This window comes from Flavobacteriales bacterium (assembly GCA_020635395.1).
GTDB lineage: Bacteria > Bacteroidota > Bacteroidia > NS11-12g > UBA9320 > UBA987.
This window is the reverse complement of the sequence record JACJZV010000001.1, coordinates 712,175-732,208: the sequence shown is the minus strand read 5'-3', so window position 1 is coordinate 732,208 and position 20,034 is coordinate 712,175. Positions and strand designations below refer to the sequence as shown.

Sequence of the window (20,034 nt, the reverse complement as noted above, 5' to 3'; positions counted from 1 at the left end):
CAACCCCAACAAAAAAGCCACCGCTTTGGGCGGTGGCTTTAATTTCAGAAAGTGTTGTAGTCAACAAATAGCTCTTATTTGTTCACTACCACCTTTTGAGTAGTAATCCCGTATTTACTTTCTGCTCTTATAAAATACATTCCATGAGGATAATCCTCAGTGCTGATACTTAATCTTCCGAACTCGTTCAATTGGTAAACTCCTATTACCTGTCCGGCAAAATTGGTAATGGTTACTCTCTGATTTTTACCTGCCTCAAACTCTACATTGATAGCGTCGCTGGCTGGGTTTGGATAAACCACCATTTCGTTCTCTCCATAGAATTGAACTGCCTGAACTTCTGAATACTCAAAATTGCCATCAAAGTCCACTTGTTTAATTCTATAGTAAACTACACCAACAGGAAGGTTAAAATCAAAAGCATCATATTTGCTGATTTGACTGGTTGTTCCTGCACCAGAAACTTCTGGCAAGGCTTTTTCAAATTTGTATCCATCAAATGATCGCTCTATCTCGAAGTGGCTATTGTTCTCTTCGCTTCCAGTGGTCCAAGACAAATGTACATCTTTATCTCCCTGTTTTTGGGCTACAAAACCAATCCAAGTTACTGGAACCGGAACTGGAATATCGCAAACAGTAATATCGCTAATACCCAAATCTGCGTTTGGTACTGCTGTGTTTAATGATTCTCCTTCGGAATAGAAGGTCAAACAAACAGAGTCAACGTTAAAAGAGAAGTGAAGACTTACATCACCATCATTGCCATTGCTTCCAACCATGCCCACTTTGTTAAAGAAGGTATTGCCTGTTACATCTACAGAACTTCCCAACGTATAATCCATGAATGTTAAACTAGCAACATTTCCCATATTATAGGCTGACACATCTACAGATTCATACAATTTAAAATCTGTATCGTCATTAAAATCAAGATCATAAATATCAAAACTTACATCTTTTGTGTTGTGATTGAACGATATACAAACCTGGCTTTTTTGAGCACCGGTTGGATCTTGAACCCACAAGGCTGTTGTATCTAATGCCGATCTCAAATAGTTGTCGTCAGTCATAAAATCAAAAACTATTTGATTCGGATCATCCAGCACAAACTTGGCTGATGTATTTCCTGTAGCAATAGTTTGACCATCAATTGGTGTGTTAAACCCTAAGTCGCTAAATTGCAAATCAGCAGAAAGGCAATAAATAGGCTCTTTATAGCAATGCTCTATATCGCTGATGCCTATATCTCCCTCTGGTGCAACTTGTATTCCATCGGTGGCTTGAACCCAAAATTCGATGCAAATTGAGTCAACCGAATTAGTTAATAAGAAGTCAACATCTCCTATATTTGAGTTGTTTGGAACCAATCCAGTTGTATTGCAGAACAAATCGGTATTCGAATTGTAATCAACAAAACTGCCTAATGTGTAATCTAAACTGGTAATTGGAACTACAACTCCACCATCGTATGCCTCAATTCCAAAACACTCCATAAGTCTATAATCACTTGTGTTATTATAATCCAAATCAAAAACGCTGAATGATACTCCATCTAATGATTGGTCGAAATGATAGCACAATTTAGACTGAGTATTGTATTGTTCTTGACTCCAGTATGAATTTGTATCTGTTACCCCATTTCTTACATAGAATGTAGAGGTAGCTTGTGTGATAACCACATTGTTTGGGTCTATCTTATTAAATACAACTATTGCACTTGGATTGTAAATTACTTTATTGTCCAAATCAACGTTCAATCCCAAATCTCCCAATTCAAAAACGGCCTTGTCAACACATGTATCTCCGTTGCCAGCGGTGTCAGAAATCGTAATTACATGACATGAGGTGGTTGCACAACCTAAAGCATTTGATGCTTCTAAACATACTTGGAATGCACCTTGAGTACTCCAAGATGTGGTAAAGTTTTGTCCACTACCTGTTGCTGGAGATGCTGGGCCATTGGCCGACCAAGAAAAGGTTACTCCGTTTTGAGCAGGTGTTGTGAACGTATAATTAACATTTACAAATCCTGCCGTTGGGCCATTTATTGACGCAGTTGGCACTGGATGTATTGTTATTGTTTGATATGCTGTATCGTTTTGACATGAATTACATCCACAAGTAGTAATATACAACATTACTTGGTATGTACCCGGTGCGGTAAATACAACAGAATTGGACAACCCTGTTCCGCTAACTCCGCCAATGTTCCAGAAATAATCTACTCCACAACCTTGATCTGTGGCAGAAAAAACAAGACTATCTCCCACACAACCAGAAACCGGTCCATTAATGATTGCATCCGGACAAGTGTTGGTTATTATACCAATTGTAAAACATGCGTCGCTGCTACATCCGCCACTATTCATTATATTCACACAAACACTTTTGTAGCCTAAGGTTGACCATTTAACACTTATGCTGCTTGAAGGTGTTCCAACAATAGTTCCACCGTCAACCGTCCAACTGTATGAAGCTCCACTGATTATAGGGGCATAAAACGTATAAACGGTTTCTACATATCCAAAATTAGCTCCAGTAACACTCGCAGCTGGTGATTGCTTAACGTAAACGGTCTTTGTAAGCGAATCGTTATCGCAACCACATTTACTCACTATCAATTTAACATCAGCATCTCCCACTTGGCTAAATGAAACAGCTGATGATATATAATCATCGCTTGGTGGATTTCCTCCTTCAAAAGTCCAATCGTAGTTTGTTCCAAAACCTTGATTTACAGCATTAACATATATTTCTTCTCCTTGACAAACGGTGTCAGGAAGATTGAAGTCGGCAATTGGGCAAATTGAATCTACAATCATAATTGTATTGCAATCTGTTGCCGAACACCCGTTTTTAGAAACAGTTATACAAACTTCTTTCGAACCATAATTACTCCACGAAATGGCCGCAGTGGCAGGTGTTGGATTTGTTCCATTTCCTCCGCCAAAGCTCCAAGTGTAGCTAACTCCTGACAAAGGAGAAACCGGATTAGAAAAATTGTATGTTTGGCCAATAGAGCCACAAGATGGTCCTGTAATGTTGGCCACCGGTGTTGGTTTAATATAAATGGTTTTGGTAATTGAATCACTTGCACATCCACATTTTGAAACTACAAGTTTTACAGTTTGCATTCCGGTAGAATTGAATACTACACTGGCATTTTGTGTACTTGCACTTGATTGATTTGAGCCAGTAAAACTCCAGCTATAGCTTGTGCCGTATCCATTATTTCCCGTGCTTAAAATAACTACTGGTTGATTTTGACAGGCAGAATCAGGAAGGTTGAACCCAGCTGTTGGGCACGAAGTAGTAATGATTGAAAAATTCTCACACAATTCTGCTGAACATCCGTCTAAAGTTGCTGACACACAAAGTTGTTGTAAACCCGGAGTGTTCCATTTTACGGTTGCCGCAGAGTTGCTTGAAGATGATATAATGCCATTAGAAGAATACCATGAAATGGTGCTGCCACTTGTTGCATTTACTAAAAAATTATAGTTCTGACCAACGTACATACATCCACTTGCGGTAGAAGTTAAGGATGAAATAACTGGTGAAGGTTTTACGTAAATTTGCTTTGTTGCAACTTGATCCGTACATTTATTACAGCTACACGTTTCATTAACGGTAAGCGTTATAGTATGCAAACCAGTTGTACTGAAGTAAACATAATGAGGTCCAACTCCTTGATTAGACGCAGCAGAGCCTCCGCCGAAATTCCAATCGTAGTCAAACCCTGTTCCTTGACTTTGAGCGGATACGGCAACATATTCACCCAAACAAACGGTATCAACCGAAGTAATTATTACTGCATTAAAATCGCAGCAATTTTCTACGGTTACGGTTGTTGTATAAGTTTTTGTTGATCCTTTAGAATCGGTAACCGTAGCTGTAATGGTGTACGTTCCGGCCTTAGCGAATATGATATTTCTTTCTGAAGTACCTTTTGATCCGTCCAACGTGGCATCTTTACCTAAATCCCAGGTAACTGTTTGGGCATCTTTAGTACTTTCTGAAACGGTAATTACTTCTCCTGTACACCCTTTTCCTCCATCTACCGAAGTAACAATTTGAGCAAAGCTGTTGTTGAAACTAAACAGAAATAGAAAGATGGTTACAAAAAATGGGAAAGTCGTTTTGGTTTTAACGCAATTATCAATAAATTTTCTACACATGTCGCGAATTTTTTTGCAGTAGTTACAATTTCCATGCCACCGCCAATATCTATCGACGCCAACAATCAATTAATTGAAAATCAATAACTTATGTACTTTTTTGAGAAATTTACGAGCCAATTTTATTTCAATATGCTGGAAAAAATTCTCATAATTAGACTTCTTTTCTTCAAAATAGACTCAGAGCTATACATCTTTCTCTTACTTCTATTGATTCTTTCTTTGGTGGAAAACTAACGAACCGACTTTTTTTTTATTGCAAAAAATGCATAAACATTCTGCGATTTTGCCGTTGATGTTTCGAGAGTCACCTATTGAGCCTATTCTTCGTTTTATGTTATCTTGATAAACAACAGGTTATTCTGGATTAAAAAAAAGAAAGCCCCATACCGAAGTATGAGGCTTAACTTTATTCGAACTATCTATTGTGTGCTCTTCGAATTGTTCTATCGAACAATTAATTTTTTAGCTTCTATTCGATTGCCAAACATGATTTCGACTGTATAAATACCTCTTGGCCAATCTGACAAATCAATGCTCAATACCTGATCTGTGTATGGCATTGATTCGTTTTCGTTCAACATTTCTTGACCAATGCTATTTATTATGCGTATCTGCACCGATTGACGGGTGTTTTGACCAAACGATATATTCAATTTGTCGTCGGCAGGATTTGGATACAAAACATAATCCAATGTTTCTTTTGAATTTTTGTTCAAACATTTCGCTCCAACATATTCCCAGTTGCCATCGTAATCCACTTGTTTCAGCTTATAGCATAGCACGTTTCCGGGCATCATGCCGGCATCTATGTCTATAAAGGAGTAGTCGATTACATAATTTGAATTTCCGTTTTCTGCCTCTGTTGATACAAAGCCTATTTCTATATAGGTCAAACCTCCATCAATACTGCGTTCTACAATAAAGTGGCTGTTGTTCATCTCAGACGCTGTACTCCAAACAACCTCAACCGCCTGACCTTTCCAGTTGGCATCAAAAGCTATTATCTCTACCGGTAGTGGTGTACAATTTATGACATTCAGATTGGCTGTTTCCGTTCCAAAGCAACCATTTGCTTGGTTTGTTGCAGTCAATTCGTATGTTGTCACACCGCTGGTGATTGGCGAAACATTCGGATTTTGAATGTTTGGATTGCTCAATCCTGTGGGTGGTGTCCATAGATAAGTATATGTTCCACTTGGCGAAATTGACGGGTTAAAATTACCTGTGCCTCCGCTCAAGCAAAGGGTCAAATCACTCATGGTAATGGTAGGTGCCGCAATTGGGCTTACCGCTACAAAAGTTGATTGCTCTTTTACACAACCGTCAGGGTTGATGGCAACCAAAGTAAGTTGCTCACTGGTAGTTGTTGTCACCGTTGTTATTGAGCTGTAAGGGTCGCTCACAATGTTTGACGGAGACCAATAATAATCAACACCACTTGTTGGGGTATATCCTATTTCAATAGAATTTCCTAAACAGGTTGAATAATTGGTTGTCAAAGTAGGTTGTGTAAACGTTTTAACCGTAATATCTACAGTATCTGAATTGACACAAGTACCAAATTTATCCGTTACCGTTTGTGTGAGCACTATTCTATATGTTCCGGCCGAATTCGTACTAAATACAGGCTCTGCACAAGAACCACAAGACAAATTGGTTTTAGGATTCCAGTCGAATGTACCAGTAGTGTTGCTTGCCGAACCCAATGTTAACTGATCTCCGGTACATATCGTTGCATCTTCTCCAGCAATAGGTGCAGGATTATTCGGTGATACCAACAATGAGGCAGAGGCCACACATCCGCTGGAATTTGTTACGGTAAGTGTAAACGTTGTGGGTTGACCAACATTGGTGGAGGGGTTTCTAATTGCCGGATTGGAAACCAAATGTGCAGGCGACCATGAATAAGAAGTCATGCCTGTTGGAGCATTCGTACCAATGTCCACCGGCCCTGAACTTGGGCAGTATTGAATATCAGACATTGTGAACGAAGGATCGCTTACGGTTACTACCACTTGGTCGGTTGCTGTTGCTCCACAACCAGGGAAAGTTGCCGTTAGTGTGTACACCGTTGTTGAATTGGGGTTGGCTATAGGTTGTGCCACTTTGCTTGAGCTTAATCCTGTAGATGGACTCCAGCTATAGGTTACATTGTGCAAAGCTGGGAGGCCTATTTGAACCCCAGCCCCACCTTTACAGGCAACTTTGTCTGTACCTGCATAAATGGTTGGTGTACTCATTACGGTAATATCAACGGTATCTCTTTTGGTACATCCTGTAACATTGTCGGTAACCAAAACATTATACGAAATATTTGTACTTACTCTTACTTCGGGTTGTGCACTGGTTTGTGAAGTGCCGTTTTGCCAAGTAGATGTAGGCAACCAATAGTATGAATAATTTGGCAAGGCTGGTGTACCCAATTGTACAATAGCGTTTTGACAGGTGTACCAATCAGGTCCTGCGTCGGCCACTACATCCCGAACCGCTACATTCGCCGATTTATCAACAAAACAACCGTTTGCAGCGTCTGTTACTCGTACATAATACGATGAAGTTACGGTTGGGGTAACGGTTGGATTGCTTACTGTTGTGCTGCTCAAACCGACTCCAGACCACAAATAGCTGTATCCCGATACCGGTGCCTGACCTACGCTAACCGTTGTTCCTGAACAAATAGTGTCTTGCAATGCCGAAAATGTGGGCAATGACCATGCAGGAGCGTTTACCGTCAATGACGCACTACAGCTAAAGCCCGGATCCAACACGCTTGAAGCTGTTACCGTTACTGTTCCTGCGTTGCCATTGGTTATATAAATGGTTCTTCCTGTGGTTGATGATAGACCTACTCCACCGGTGGCCGACCATGAATAGGTAAAGTTATTTGGATTCAAATCCAAAATGCTGGCACCGCTTGCGGTTAACCATACGGTATCGCCAAATGCTGTTTTAGGACATCCGTGAGGGGCGGACACTGCAATATTCATTACACATCCACATTGTGGTACTATTACCTGATCGGTACATGTAGTTCCTCCATAAGATGCTGAAAGCTGGTAAGTGGTGCTGCCCGATGGGGTAGCCGTTACATTAGAGGTTGCCTGATTTAAAGGAGCACCTGATGAGAAGTTGCCTCCTCCTGAAATTTTTGTCCATGTCCAAGTTTCGGTAATATTCGGAGTTTGATCTCCTACTCCTACCACTCTTGGCCCACAACCATCCACACCGGCATTTGCATCAATTACAGAAACTACCACGTCATCTACAAACGTACAACCTGCTTTGGTGGCTGTGACATAATAGGTAAATGGGTTGGGACTTGGGAAGAAGCTTCCTGCATCGAATGTTGTGGTTGAGGCATTGTTGCTGGTCAAATAATTGCCCGGTGCCCATGTGTAGGTAAATCCTGACTGTGGGCTTGCTCCCAATGAAGTGGTTGAACCCCTGCATATAACCTTGTCGGCTCCGGCAAATCCACCGGTGATGGATACGGGTGTTACAATTACTTGATCTGTGGTAGTACACGTGCCGCCTCCACTTTTGGTCAACACTTGGGTTAAAGTATAGGTAGTGGTTGAAGCCGGATTGGCCATAGGCTGGGCAATGTTTGTGGCACTCAACCCTGTAGATGGAGACCAAGAATAAGTCACTCCTGTATAGCCTACTACCGGTTCTGCCTCTATCAAAGTAGCCACACCTGAACAAGCTCCTTTATCGGGGCCTGCATTGGCTTTGTGTGCCATTACCACCACCTGGTCTATCTGTTTACATCCGTTATTATCGGTTACCAATACCTCAAAAACCGTTGTTACAGGAACTGTAGCCACCGGATTGGCAATTGTGGTGCTGGATAAGAAAGAACCTAAATCCCATGAATAGGTATAAGGGGTTGCACCGCCTGTGGCTGTAGGGCTGCCGCCTATGGTTACAGCCGAATTGGGACAGGTTCGTTTTACTCCGCCCGCATCAACGGTGGGTGCCGTAAAACCATTTACCAATACCGAAACTACGTTGCTTGTATCTCCGACTGAAGCAAAGGAAACGCCTTTGGCAATTCTTCGATAATATGCATTGCTATTGCCAATAGAGGGCAAATAATCTTCCAACACTCCTACGGCTATATCCGTCCATGGACCTGTGGGACTCGATGCTTCTTGCCATTGGTATTTTATTCCAGAATACATTACATAGAGTGGATCTTGCCCGCTGTAGTAGGAATAAGTATATATTGGTGGAAATGATTCGGCAGCAATCGTTACCTCATTGCCATCCAATACATCGGCCAAACCCTGTTTACATTTAGTTTGCGATGAAGGAGTAACCGTATTAGTGGCATGCGTTGAATAACCAATACTTATCTCTGAATAACCGACGGTTGAATATGAAAGAAAGTTTACTGGTACAGTGTGAAAAGCCGAATATGACATAAAGTATATGTATATCTTATCGTCATAGAAACCGGCAATCTGGCTTCGAGACCCTCCAACGGGTATTTGCCCGCTGTATTTAAGTTGATATGTAGAACTGTTATACACCGCCATACTAAGAATGTATTGTTCATAATCTTGCAGATTATATTGATTTGTGGCTTTTAGTATAGACCCCCCTCCGGCCAAAACAGGTTCAAAAAGATACGCTAAGAAATAGAAGTTTCCGTTGTAAAATTTAAAAGGCTCTTTGCTATACCAAATAGCATCTTCATCTGTTGGTCCACCTGCCCCATAGTAGGAAGCAAATTCAATATTGTTTTGTGCATTTAACACCATTACAAAAGGGGTGTTATAACCAGATACGGATGACGAACCATCCGTGGTAATTAACCCTGATTGCTGCGTAACTGTTGCAAAATAGGTTTTACCGTCATGAACGCTAAAATCGGCCGTAGCCCACTGAAGACCTTGATAGCCAAAATACGACCCATAAAGTAGGCCACCATCGATATTTACTTTTGCAAAGTAATAATTTTGATATTGACCTGAAATATTATTGCTGGTTGGCAAATCCTCCGAAAAGGTGGACATCATTAAATACCCATTGCCGTTTTCCCCCTCAAAGTTTTCTGACACATCTTGTCCATCGCCGCCAAAATACCGAAGCGTGTTTACAGTATTGTCGTTGCGAGCAGAATAGAAGAAAACATCAGAAGTACCTTTTAAAACACTAACATCAGTCGTAGCTAAATCATCGCTTGTTGTGGTTCCGGCAATCAAAAGTTTATCATTATACAACGTACTTCCTATACTAAATTCACCGCCGCTTCCACCAATGTAGGTGGCATATTTTAATGTTCCTGTTTGAGAATAGCGGGCATAGTAAATATCCCCACCAGCGGAATATGCCTGCCCCCCCCGTACTGACGGGCAAACCAGCGAAATCAGCTTCATTAAAAATAACGTAAATATCATCTGTATCTACCTGAAGGTGCGGAGAATAGTCTAAATACGAAGTTCCAATGAGCTTGCTAAGAAGTAAATTTCCGCTTAAATCATACACCTGCAAAAAAGCATCAATATTCCCCTTGTAGGTAGAGCCATCTGTAGTATAGAAGTTTGTACTGGTAGTGTTCCCACAGATGTATAGTTTATTGTTGGCCAAAATGAAACGGTCATTATAATTGATATACAAATCAGTCAACCTATCATTCCCATTTCCTCCGATTAGATATTTACTAAACACCAAATTGTTTGACGCATCATATTTCTCCAAGACCAAATTAACATCTCCTCCAGGAGATGTTCCCGAGGTTACAGGATAATTTGGGTCTTGGGTCATAATAAGTTGGTATTTATTTCCCGAAGCATCCACAAGAACCTCGTTATCTCCATCATACCCTGCTCCTCGAGGTTCGCAATAGGTCAATACCATCTGTGCACTCAGCGACACGTGGGTCGCAAGTATTACAGTTAACACAAGTAATCGAATAAAGTAATTTTTCATTTTTTTAAATTTTCTTAAGAATCTTATATTCAAAAGCGTACCAATTTGAAAATTTAGTCAAAAATGGAACATAACACGCTGATTACCTGTGTATTAAAAAATAAAAATTAAACGTATTAGTATTAATAAAAAATATACTTTGATTCATTTTGGGAATAAATTCCTGTTTTTAGACATTTTGCATTCCAAAAGACGTTTGTTTTCGTTTATGGCCATTTTATTTACACTTATAAATAAATATGCAACATTGAAATTCTTAAAAAAGAACCCCGTATCTCACGGGGTCCTTAAAATCTAATTATGCTACTAATTGATTACTGTGCTTTGTATTAAAATAAAATTTTTTACACTTATGAAATATTCATATTGTACGTAATATCCATAAAATGACATGTAGAAGGAAAGTGAAATGACCTAAACGGCGGTAGCAATCAAAAAAATATATATTGATGCTTTACACTCGACTTGACAACTAACATGCTTTCTACTTTCGTAGTATCAAATTCAAAGCCAAACCAATTAAAATTTACAAAACACTTATTTTCAATTAGATACACCTAAAACAAATAATCCATTTTTAAAATTTTGTCTCACAATGAATTTGCAAATCCAAAATGGGGAACAGAACACCCTATTTATACTTCCTGAAAATGCTTTGAATTTTGAGCTGAACAACTCCAAAAAGAGCCTCTCTAACAATTCCTTTGCTCATTTTTGAGGTTCCGGCGGTTCGGTCGGTAAATATTATTGGCACTTCGGTAACCGTAAATCCGTATTGAACAGCGGTAAATTTCATTTCAATTTGAAAGGCATAACCCCGAAATTTTATTTTATCAAGGTTTATTTTTTCCAGCACTTTAGCTCTATAGCACACAAAACCGGCCGTGGTATCCATTATTTTTAGTCGGGTTACCCATCGAACGTACATGGAAGCAAAATAGCTCAACAACACCCTTCCCATAGGCCAGTTTACCACATTTACCAAATGATTTACATATCTCGACCCTACGGCGACATCGGCAGGCTCAGTTACGCAGGCTTGGTGCAATCTTTTTAAATCAGCCGGATTGTGCGAAAAATCGCAGTCCATCTCAAAAACATAGTCGTATTTGTGCTGCAAGCACCACTTAAAACCATGTATATAGGCTGTGCCAAGGCCTTGCTTTTCCGTTCTTTGCAAGATATGCAACCCGCCAAACTCCTTTTGTAGCTCTACTACTTTCTGGGCCGTGCCATCAGGCGAGCCATCATCCACAATCAGAATATCGATGTCGAAATCAAGTCCCATAACGGTTCGCACCATCTTTTCGATGTTCTCAATTTCGTTGTAGGTGGGTATGATGACTATGTTTTTCAAAACGGGTGTAAGTATATAAAAAAAAGAGCAACCAAAACTGATTGCTCTTTATAACGCTTAAAATCTTTGATTAGTTGCCGGATTTTTTATAATCGGCCAAAAATTGTTCAAGTCCAATATCGGTTAATGGATGTTTTAATAGTCCCAAAATGGAACTTAGTGGGCAAGTGCAAACATCTGCTCCTGCTTCGGCAGCTTTAACAATATGAAGCGGGTTTCGAATGGAGGCAGCTAATATTTCTGTGCTAAACCCTTGCAGAGCATATATATTGGCTATTTGCTGAATCAACTCCATACCATCCCAGCTAATATCATCTACTCGGCCTATAAACGGAGACAAATAGGTGGCTCCGGCTTTGGCAGCCAATATGGCCTGACCCGCCGAAAAAACTAAGGTGCAATTGGTGCTTATTCCATTATCGGTAAACCAGCGAATGGCCTTGATACCATCTTTTATCATGGGCACTTTCACCACTATTTTATCATCAATGTTGGCCAACGATTCGCCCTCTTTTATCATTTCTTCAAACGTGGTGCTAATAACTTCTGCACTCACATCTCCATCCACAATTTTGCAAATGTCTTTGTAGTGTTTACGAATATTTGCCTCCCCCACTATACCCTCTTTTGCCATCAGGCTTGGGTTGGTGGTCACTCCGTCTAAAATTCCTAAATCTTGTGCTTCGGCTATTTGATCTAAATTGGCGGTATCAATAAAAAACTTCATACAACTTTTAATTTTGGGTCAAAAATAGAAAATAAAAAAAGGCCGACATCGCACCGCTACAACCTCCTACCCTTGCTGCATTCCTGCCCTGGGGGAGTTCAGAGGGAGCTGGTCGTGTCAGCCGGGGGCAAAGGTAGTATTTACTTTTTTATAAATAAATTGTTTTTTGAGAGATTTGAAACCAACACTTCCATATACCCATTTATAGCCCCCGACTTTTTCTCAACCGGTAGTATCAATCATATTATGCTACCGTTCATTCTATCTGAGCATGAAAAACTGTTTTCCAACTTTAACCGAATTTTTCGCAAAAAAATAGTTGTTTTGAACCATGAATTCGGAGCAATTAGAATTTAACAAAAACGAAGACCTCAACAAGCAACTGCTTGCCAAAATAAACCGCGATTTATTGGAAATACGAAAAGGCGGAGGCGAAAAATCGGCGGCAAAACAAAAAAGCCAAGGCAAAATGTTGGCTCGCGAACGCATTGATTATCTCAAAGATGAAGATGCCGATTTTCTCGAAATTGGGGACTTTGCAGGGTTTGATATGTATGTCGAGCACGGCGGATGCCCGGCCGGAGGTGTGGTAGGCGGCATTACCAAAGTATCCGGCAAAAGCTGTCTTATTGTGGCTAACGATGCCACGGTAAAGGCTGGGGCGTGGTTTCCGATAACAGGAAAAAAGAACCTGCGGTTTCAGGAAATTGCCATGGAAAACAATCTGCCCATTATTTATTTGGTGGATAGTGCGGGTGTTTATTTGCCCATGCAGGACGAAATTTTTCCGGACAAAGAACATTTTGGCCGCATTTTTAGAAACAACGCCATTATGAGCAGCAAAGGCATTATTCAAATTGCGGCGGTAATGGGAAGTTGTGTGGCCGGAGGTGCCTATTTGCCCATTATGAGCGATGAAGCCCTGATTGTGGACAAAACGGGCTCTATTTTTTTAGCCGGAAGTTATTTGGTAAAAGCAGCCATTGGCGAAGATATAGACAATGAAACGCTGGGAGGCTCTGTTTCGCAAACCGAAATTTCGGGAGTTATCGACGACCGATTTCCAGACGACAAATCGTGCCTCGACCGAATAAAATTTTTGATGGATAAGGTGGGTAGTTTTGAAACAGCGGGTTTCAACAAATCAGATGCTAAATTTTCGGTACCCAATCAAAAAGACCTATTCGGAATTTTGCCAAACGACCGCTCAAAACCATACAATTCGCTGCAACTTATTGAAACCCTTGTTGATAATGGCGATTTTGAGCAATACAAAAAAGATTATGGCAAAACCATTATCTGTGGTTTTGGCCGTATTGATGGCTGGGCGGTGGGCATTGTGGCCAACAACCGTCAAATTGTAAAAACCAAAAAGGGCGAAATGCAATTTGGAGGTGTTATATACAGCGACTCGGCTGATAAAGCTGCTCGTTTTATCATGAACTGCAATCAAAAGAAAATACCGTTGGTGTTTTTGCAAGATGTTACCGGATTTATGGTTGGCTCGCGGTCGGAAAACGGGGGCATAATAAAAGATGGTGCTAAAATGGTAAACGCCATGAGCAACAGCACCGTTCCTAAATTTACCATCATTATTGGCAACAGCTACGGGGCGGGCAACTATGCCATGTGCGGCAAGGCATACGACCCCCGACTGATTGTGGCCTGGCCCACAGCCAAGATAGCTGTAATGGGTGGCGAACAGGCGGCCAAAGTGCTTTTGCAAATAGAAAAAGCCTCGTTGGCCAAACAAGGAAAAGAAATAAGTGCAGAGGATGAGCAGGCTCTGCTAAACAAAATCATTACCCGATACGACAACCAAACCACTCCCGAATATGCGGCGGCACGTCTTTGGGTGGATGCCATTATTGACCCCACCAAAACCCGACAGTGGATAAGCAAAGGCATTGAAATTGCCAATCAAAAGCCCATTGAGCGTTTTAATGTGGGTGTGCTGCAAACGTGAGGGTTCAATACTCCCCCATTTTCAATGGCGACTTTTCGGGTAAAAAATTATACGAAAAACCAAAGGTAATGCTGGGGCTATAGCGGGTGGTGGATGGCAAATCATCCGGAGTTATTTTGGTAAATTTCTCGTACTCAAATTTTTCGTTTTTTATCAGCTCATATTCCACCTGCTCATAGGGGCTTATGTTGATGATGCCTATTAGAGACACATTGCCCAAGTTGCGGCCAAAGCCTATGCCTCCGGCCATTTTCTGATTAAAAAGACCTATTTTAAACTCGTCTCGGTTGGTTACATCTCCTAGCGGAACGTTAAATATCAGGCTGTTTTTTTCGGAAATTTTGTATGCCATAAACCCGGATAAGATAAAACTCATTCCGTTGGTTCGGCCATACGTGCCAAGCGTGCTGTCGGGTTTTACATAATAGCTTTGCGGATTGTTAAAGAAATAGTTAAACCCAAAGCCGAGGCCCAAAAAAATGCCATTTTTAAACCGATTTACTTGATTCTCGAGTTCATTTTTCTCGGTGGTTAAATCTCGAATGGTTTGTTTTAATTGAGCCGTATCGTAGCTCAAATGTTCCACCTTTATTGTCAAAATTTCATTTTCGGTTTCCAGTTTCGATTGCACCTGCCGTGTCTGAACAATGGCTTCCACCATACTGTCGCTTAAAAGGATGTTTTGTGCAATAGCCTTGGTCGTTATTAAACTCAAGGAAGACAAAACACACAACGTTAAGACTTTTTTCATTCGGCAATAAAACCATTAAGGGGGTAAACTACTAATCGAAAAAGAAATGTAATTATTGTGTCAGGTTTGTCATAATCCATTAGAAGCAGGACACAAAGAACATCATTCCTTTATAAATGGTTGGCTGTATTTCCCGTTTGAGGTATTTACAACTAAACAATAAAACCCCGGTTTTAGATAATCGCATCGCACAAAACCATTGGCATCCATACCCACATTTATTTGTTTACCATCTGCACCCAAAACCGAAATACTTAAAATCTTTGTCTCGTTGGTTTTTATAAAAAAGCCATCCTGCACGGGGTTAGGATATAATTCAATGGGTAATATTTTTGTTTCTTCAACCGTAACCTTCCCCGATTTTAAATTGACGAAGTTGGTGACTGAGGCTGAATCGCCCAGATGATTAAATACAGTGAGTTTTATTGGAATTTCTTCCGAAGTAAAAGCCGAGGTGCTAAACGCAACCGTTTTTCCAGTATCTGTAACTCCGGGTGCATTCCACCTATAGTGCATAAAATTGTTTCTGCGGGCTTTTGCCGTTATCCATTTTTGAGTGGTATCATACACCAAATCAAAATAAGCCTTTGGCACTGGGTGTACTGTAATGAACATGCTGGCTTCCATATATGGGCACACATTGCTCGAGGTTCCTGTTCGAACCGCTGTGTTTGCAATTATTAACATCTTGGTCAAGCTATCTTCATCGGCCGAAAAATGGAATGTTGTGTTCAGGGCTTTGTAGTCATCGTAGTACCCGTTCGGGCGATAATAAACCCAAGTAAAATCCGAAGCATTTTTTACTGTAGCTTTTAAATTTACTGCCATTTGGGGGGCATACCAAGTAAAGGCCGTATCGGGTGGCAGCACAATTACTTGTTTGGCATGAATCTCAATCAACGCAGAATCTTTGCCCGTACATCCAAAGGTATCTACTCCGGTATATCGAATATAGAACGGCTTGTTAAGTGTTTTAATCTTGCCTATTTGCAGTATATTTCCCTCAAATGCATTTACTACATCGGACGACCAGATGCCATTTTTAATATTTGCCGACATAGAAATATCGCCATCCAGCTCGCATTGCACATAAGGTGGGTTATTGACGTAACCTTGCAATGGTGTGCTATTTATTTTTACTGTTGGTTTTCCTCGAATGATAATTGGTGTAACAATAGATGCTGTATCGCCCCCCACGCCCACCGTATATTTAAGCATATAGGTTTTTGATTTTCCATTGTTTGGCAACGGAGTTTGCGAAACCATTAGGTCGTCTCCACTCATGGCGGCATTAAAAGCCGCCGCCGATTCGTATCCGACAGAGTCAATCGCCTGCCAAATACCATTGCTGGGGCTTATATCACTGGTTATTTTTAAGTTGATTTTGGATGCACTCCAACAAATCTCCTGAAATGGAAGAAAATTAATTATCAATGCTTTGTTTCTTTTGTTTGGCGAGTGATTGCCTTGTGCCTTAATATTCTGGACAAACAATATTGAGCAAAGAATAATGGTTAGAGAAATCAAACAAACTCGGGATGCAATTAATCTGAAATTCATAATAATGTCGGTAATGTGTTTATCCGTAGATGAATTTCTGCCACCCGAGGTTGTATTCTTTTTAAAAAAAATTATAAGCCTAAAATGAAACCGACCAGATCAGAAATAACCTGAGCATCCACATTGTTGGGATACATGGTGTGCATTGGGGTTGACATATTGCCCGGATAAGGTGTAAATGAATGTTCGAGGTTGGCATAGCTCATAAACTTAACGTTTTCAGCACCTTCAAGCCATTTCATCCATTGCTGAAAATCATCTATTTGTACGTTATAATCCGCCGACCCTTGCATAAAAAACATGGGTAAACTTAAATTTTGTGTTACCAGTTTTTCCAAATCAATTGAACCCAATGATTTCCAATAACTTACCGGAATTTCAAAAATTTTGGCTGTGTCGGGCAGGGTGTTTAATGCCGAATCAATTCGCTCAGATTCTTTTTTAAGTTTTATCAACTCTTGGGCATTTAGCTCTCGCCGCTCGGGGGCATCTAAGCTCATCAAATACTCCATTTGCCGAACAATGGCATGGTGCAGTGGCTCATTATTGCATGCCATAAAAACGGCTCCTGCAATTGAGTCTGATAAAAATTGTACCACAGCATGACCGCCGAGGCTATGTCCCAACAGCACTACTTCTTTGTTTTGTTTAGTCAAGAACTCCAATACCAGGTTTATGTCCTTGATGTATTCATCATCAAAAGTTACTGAATTGATTTTGGCCTTATCGAGCCGTTGAAATTTTTCAAACCGCACACTGGCAATACCATTTTGAGCCAAACCTACGGCGAGGTCTTTATACATTTTTATGTTTTCAAAAGACCCATCAATAGGCGAATTGCCCGAACCTGACACAATCAAAACAATTTTGTCATACACACCACCTTGCGGTTTTGTTAGACATATTTCTACATTGCCGGTGGCAGATGGCAGGGTTATAAATGTATCTTTATGTTGATACTTGTTTGAATAGTTAGGTTGCTGATAGCTTGATGCACAAGGCACCAAACCGGGTAGCCAAAAGCCAATGATTTTTCCACCGCGGTTCACAATTTTTATATACGATTTTTTGCCTGCCGCATAAAAAGCATAAAAATCTGCGTACACATTCTCTGTTTCTGTGGAGCAAACGTAATCGGTAGAATCGGCTTTAATAATGCCTATTTTTTGTGCAGTTTCTTCAAATGAACTTTTCGAAAGACTTTTTTGCACATCCTTTTCAAAACAACGATATGCCAAGCTCAGCTTTCCTTCGGTCAAATTTTCAACAAATTTTTTGGCAATAGCCTGTTGTGCAAACAAGTTTATCGATGCCGAAAAGAAAAAAAGAATAAATAAGAAATGCCTAATCAATGTTCACCTCTCCAATCATATTCTCGGGTCTTACCCACTGGTCAAATTGCTCGGCAGTGAGTAAATTAAGTGCCAACGCGGCTTCTTTTAACGTGCTGTTATCGGCATACGCTTTTTTGGCAATTTTGGCCGCATTGTCGTAGCCAATGTGTGTATTCAATGCTGTTACAAGCATCAACGAATTATCCAATTTATTTTTTATTTCGGCATAATTTGGCTCAATTCCCTGAACGCAATTGTCATTAAAACTCAAACAAGCCTGCCCCAATATGCGTGCAGATTGGAGTAAATTGGCCGCTATCATCGGTTTAAATACATTTAACTCAAAATGTCCCATACTGCCGCCTACTGTCACGGCCACATCGTTGCCCATAACCTGAGCACACACCATTGTTAATGCCTCGGCTTGTGTTGGGTTTACCTTGCCTGGCATAATGCTGCTGCCCGGCTCGTTGCTTGGTATAATTATTTCTCCAATTCCGCTTCTGGGGCCGCTGCTGAGCATTCTGATATCGTTGCCAATTTTCATAAGGCTAACGGCAGCTCTCTTTAATGCTCCATGAAGTTCTACCATGGCATCGTGGGCAGCTAATGCCTCAAATTTATTGACAGCTGTTTTTAGTGCTAAACCAGTTTCGGAAGCTATTTTTTTGGCCACCAAGTCGGCATAGCCTTTGGGCGTGTTTAAACCAGTGCCAACAGCCGTTCCGCCCAATGCCAATTCGCTGGCAGTGTCCATGGCTTTTTCAATGGCCTTTATGCTAAGCTCTAATTGTCTTCTATAACCCGAAAATTCTTGACCCAACGTGAGTGGTGTGGCATCCATAAAATGGGTTCTTCCAATTTTTACGATGTCTTTAAACTCTCTGGCTTTTTTCTTCAAGGTATCGCTCAATACCTGAATGCCTGGAATAGCGAAATCAACCATTTGTTGATAAACCGCAATACTCATGGCCGTTGGGAAAGTATCGTTGCTGCTTTGCGATTTATTAACATCATCATTGGGATGAAGTACTTTTTTTGCATCCGAAAGCTGCCCGCCTGCCAAAACGTGACCTCGGTTTGCAATTACCTCATTTACGTTCATGTTGCTTTGTGTGCCGCTACCGGTTTGCCAAATAACAAGCGGAAACTGGTCGTTCAGCTTTCCCTCAATTATCTCATCACATACTTGGCCTATTAAATCACATTTTTCTTGACTTAAAACGCCCAACTCCACGTTGGTCATGGCAGCACATTTTTTTAATACACCAAAAGCACGTATAATCTCTATTGGCATTAATTGATTGCCTATTTTGAAGTTTTCAAGCGAGCGTTGTGTTTGAGCTCCCCAATATTTATCGGCCTGTACTTTTACCTCTCCTATGCTGTCTTTTTCTATTCTAAAATTCATTGTATGATTTTTTGTCGGTGCAAAGTTAATAAGGTTATGAATGTTTAAAAAAATAGATGCTAAAATCAAATCGTTTGTAAGTTCTTTTTTTGTTAACAAAATCGACCTTTACTATTGTAGCATTACTAAGAAAAAAACTTTTTATATTTTTAAAAATGAATAAGTTAAAAACAACTTTAGCTCTAATTGTTTTACTGTTTACATGCAATGCAGTAATGGCTCAAAACCTTTCAAAATCTGAAAAAAAGAAATTAAAAAAAGAAATTAAAGAGTACAAAAAAGACCCCGCTTCCTACCAAAAAATGAAAACAAAGCAAAAGGAAGCTGTGGATACACGTGATGAAACCATTGCAAGCCTGCAGCAAGAACTGAATGCGGCAGAAAAAACCATTGCTATGCTTCGCGATTCGTTGGAGGAACTTCAAAAGAGATACAACAGTTTAGGTGGCACCGAAATTCCGAAAGGTACTGTTTATGCTGTGCAAATTGGTTTTTTTAAAGAGCTTAATACAGAGGAGTTTAACAAGCGTATTAGAACCATCCGAGCCGAAAACCAAGATGGTGGAAAACGCTATGTTATTGGCTTTTTTGCCAACCTTAATGATGCCCGAAAATTTAGAGCCGAAATAACCAAAATAGGCATCGATGATGCCTTTATTTCTCAATATATTGATGGCACACGTGAGGTAGGTTTTGATGCCGAAAAGGTAAAATAAAACTCTACTCAAGTTTGTAATTGACGCTTTCTTAATTTTTGTTGGGCAAACACCCGCCTACAAAGTGTTTTAGTGCTGTTTAAAACCTATTTTT

General features: G+C 40.4%; 10 protein-coding genes and 1 other RNA gene. 2 read left to right on the top strand and 9 right to left on the bottom strand.

The features are described from left to right. Window positions 1–74 precede the first annotated feature (74 nt). From H6607_03150 to ffs, 5 genes are all read right to left on the bottom strand, one after another. Entirely contained in the window at window positions 75–4,178 is a 4,104-nt protein-coding gene (locus H6607_03150; GenBank protein ID MCB9261362.1) for a T9SS type A sorting domain-containing protein, read from the bottom strand. Window positions 4,179–4,624: 446 nt separating this feature from the next. Beyond that, the gene (locus H6607_03145; protein MCB9261361.1) at window positions 4,625–9,565 is read right to left on the bottom strand and encodes a T9SS type A sorting domain-containing protein; all 4,941 of its coding nucleotides are present in this window, start codon (window positions 9,563–9,565) and stop codon (window positions 4,625–4,627) included. Between the two features lie 1,184 nt (window positions 9,566–10,749). After that, on the bottom strand, window positions 10,750–11,421 hold the full coding sequence (locus tag H6607_03140; protein ID MCB9261360.1) for a polyprenol monophosphomannose synthase: 672 nt from the start codon (window positions 11,419–11,421) through the stop codon (window positions 10,750–10,752). A 124-nt stretch (window positions 11,422–11,545) separates the two neighbouring features. Next, window positions 11,546–12,202: a fructose-6-phosphate aldolase gene (fsa, locus tag H6607_03135; protein ID MCB9261359.1), complete on the bottom strand. Its 657-nt coding sequence runs from the start codon at window positions 12,200–12,202 to the stop codon at window positions 11,546–11,548. Between the two features lie 34 nt (window positions 12,203–12,236). Next, window positions 12,237–12,328, bottom strand: an RNA gene (ffs, locus tag H6607_03130) — signal recognition particle sRNA small type. Between the two features lie 205 nt (window positions 12,329–12,533). Here ffs and H6607_03125 point away from each other — a divergent pair. Beyond that, a complete protein-coding gene (locus H6607_03125; protein ID MCB9261358.1) occupies window positions 12,534–14,168 on the top strand; it encodes an acyl-CoA carboxylase subunit beta in 1,635 nt (544 codons plus the stop codon). 4 nt (window positions 14,169–14,172) lie between these two features. Here the strand turns inward: H6607_03125 and H6607_03120 are convergent, their stop codons facing one another. The 4 genes from H6607_03120 to fumC all read right to left on the bottom strand — a co-directional run bounded on the left by H6607_03120 (window position 14,173) and on the right by fumC (window position 19,224). After that, window positions 14,173–14,919, bottom strand: a complete 747-nt coding sequence (locus H6607_03120; GenBank protein ID MCB9261357.1) for a hypothetical protein — start codon at window positions 14,917–14,919, stop codon at window positions 14,173–14,175. Between the two features lie 102 nt (window positions 14,920–15,021). Continuing rightward, entirely contained in the window at window positions 15,022–16,479 is a 1,458-nt protein-coding gene (locus H6607_03115; protein MCB9261356.1) for a T9SS type A sorting domain-containing protein, read from the bottom strand. Between the two features lie 71 nt (window positions 16,480–16,550). After that, complete coding sequence (locus H6607_03110) at window positions 16,551–17,831, bottom strand: alpha/beta hydrolase (GenBank protein MCB9261355.1); 1,281 nt, start codon at window positions 17,829–17,831, stop codon at window positions 16,551–16,553. After that, complete coding sequence (gene fumC / locus H6607_03105) at window positions 17,824–19,224, bottom strand: class II fumarate hydratase (GenBank protein MCB9261354.1); 1,401 nt, start codon at window positions 19,222–19,224, stop codon at window positions 17,824–17,826. The genes H6607_03110 and fumC overlap by 8 nt, the downstream gene beginning before the upstream one ends. Window positions 19,225–19,379: 155 nt before the next feature. Here fumC and H6607_03100 point away from each other — a divergent pair, with 155 nt between their 5' ends. Beyond that, window positions 19,380–19,940, top strand: coding sequence for an SPOR domain-containing protein (locus tag H6607_03100; protein ID MCB9261353.1), 561 nt, complete (start codon window positions 19,380–19,382; stop codon window positions 19,938–19,940). Window positions 19,941–20,034 lie beyond the last annotated feature (94 nt).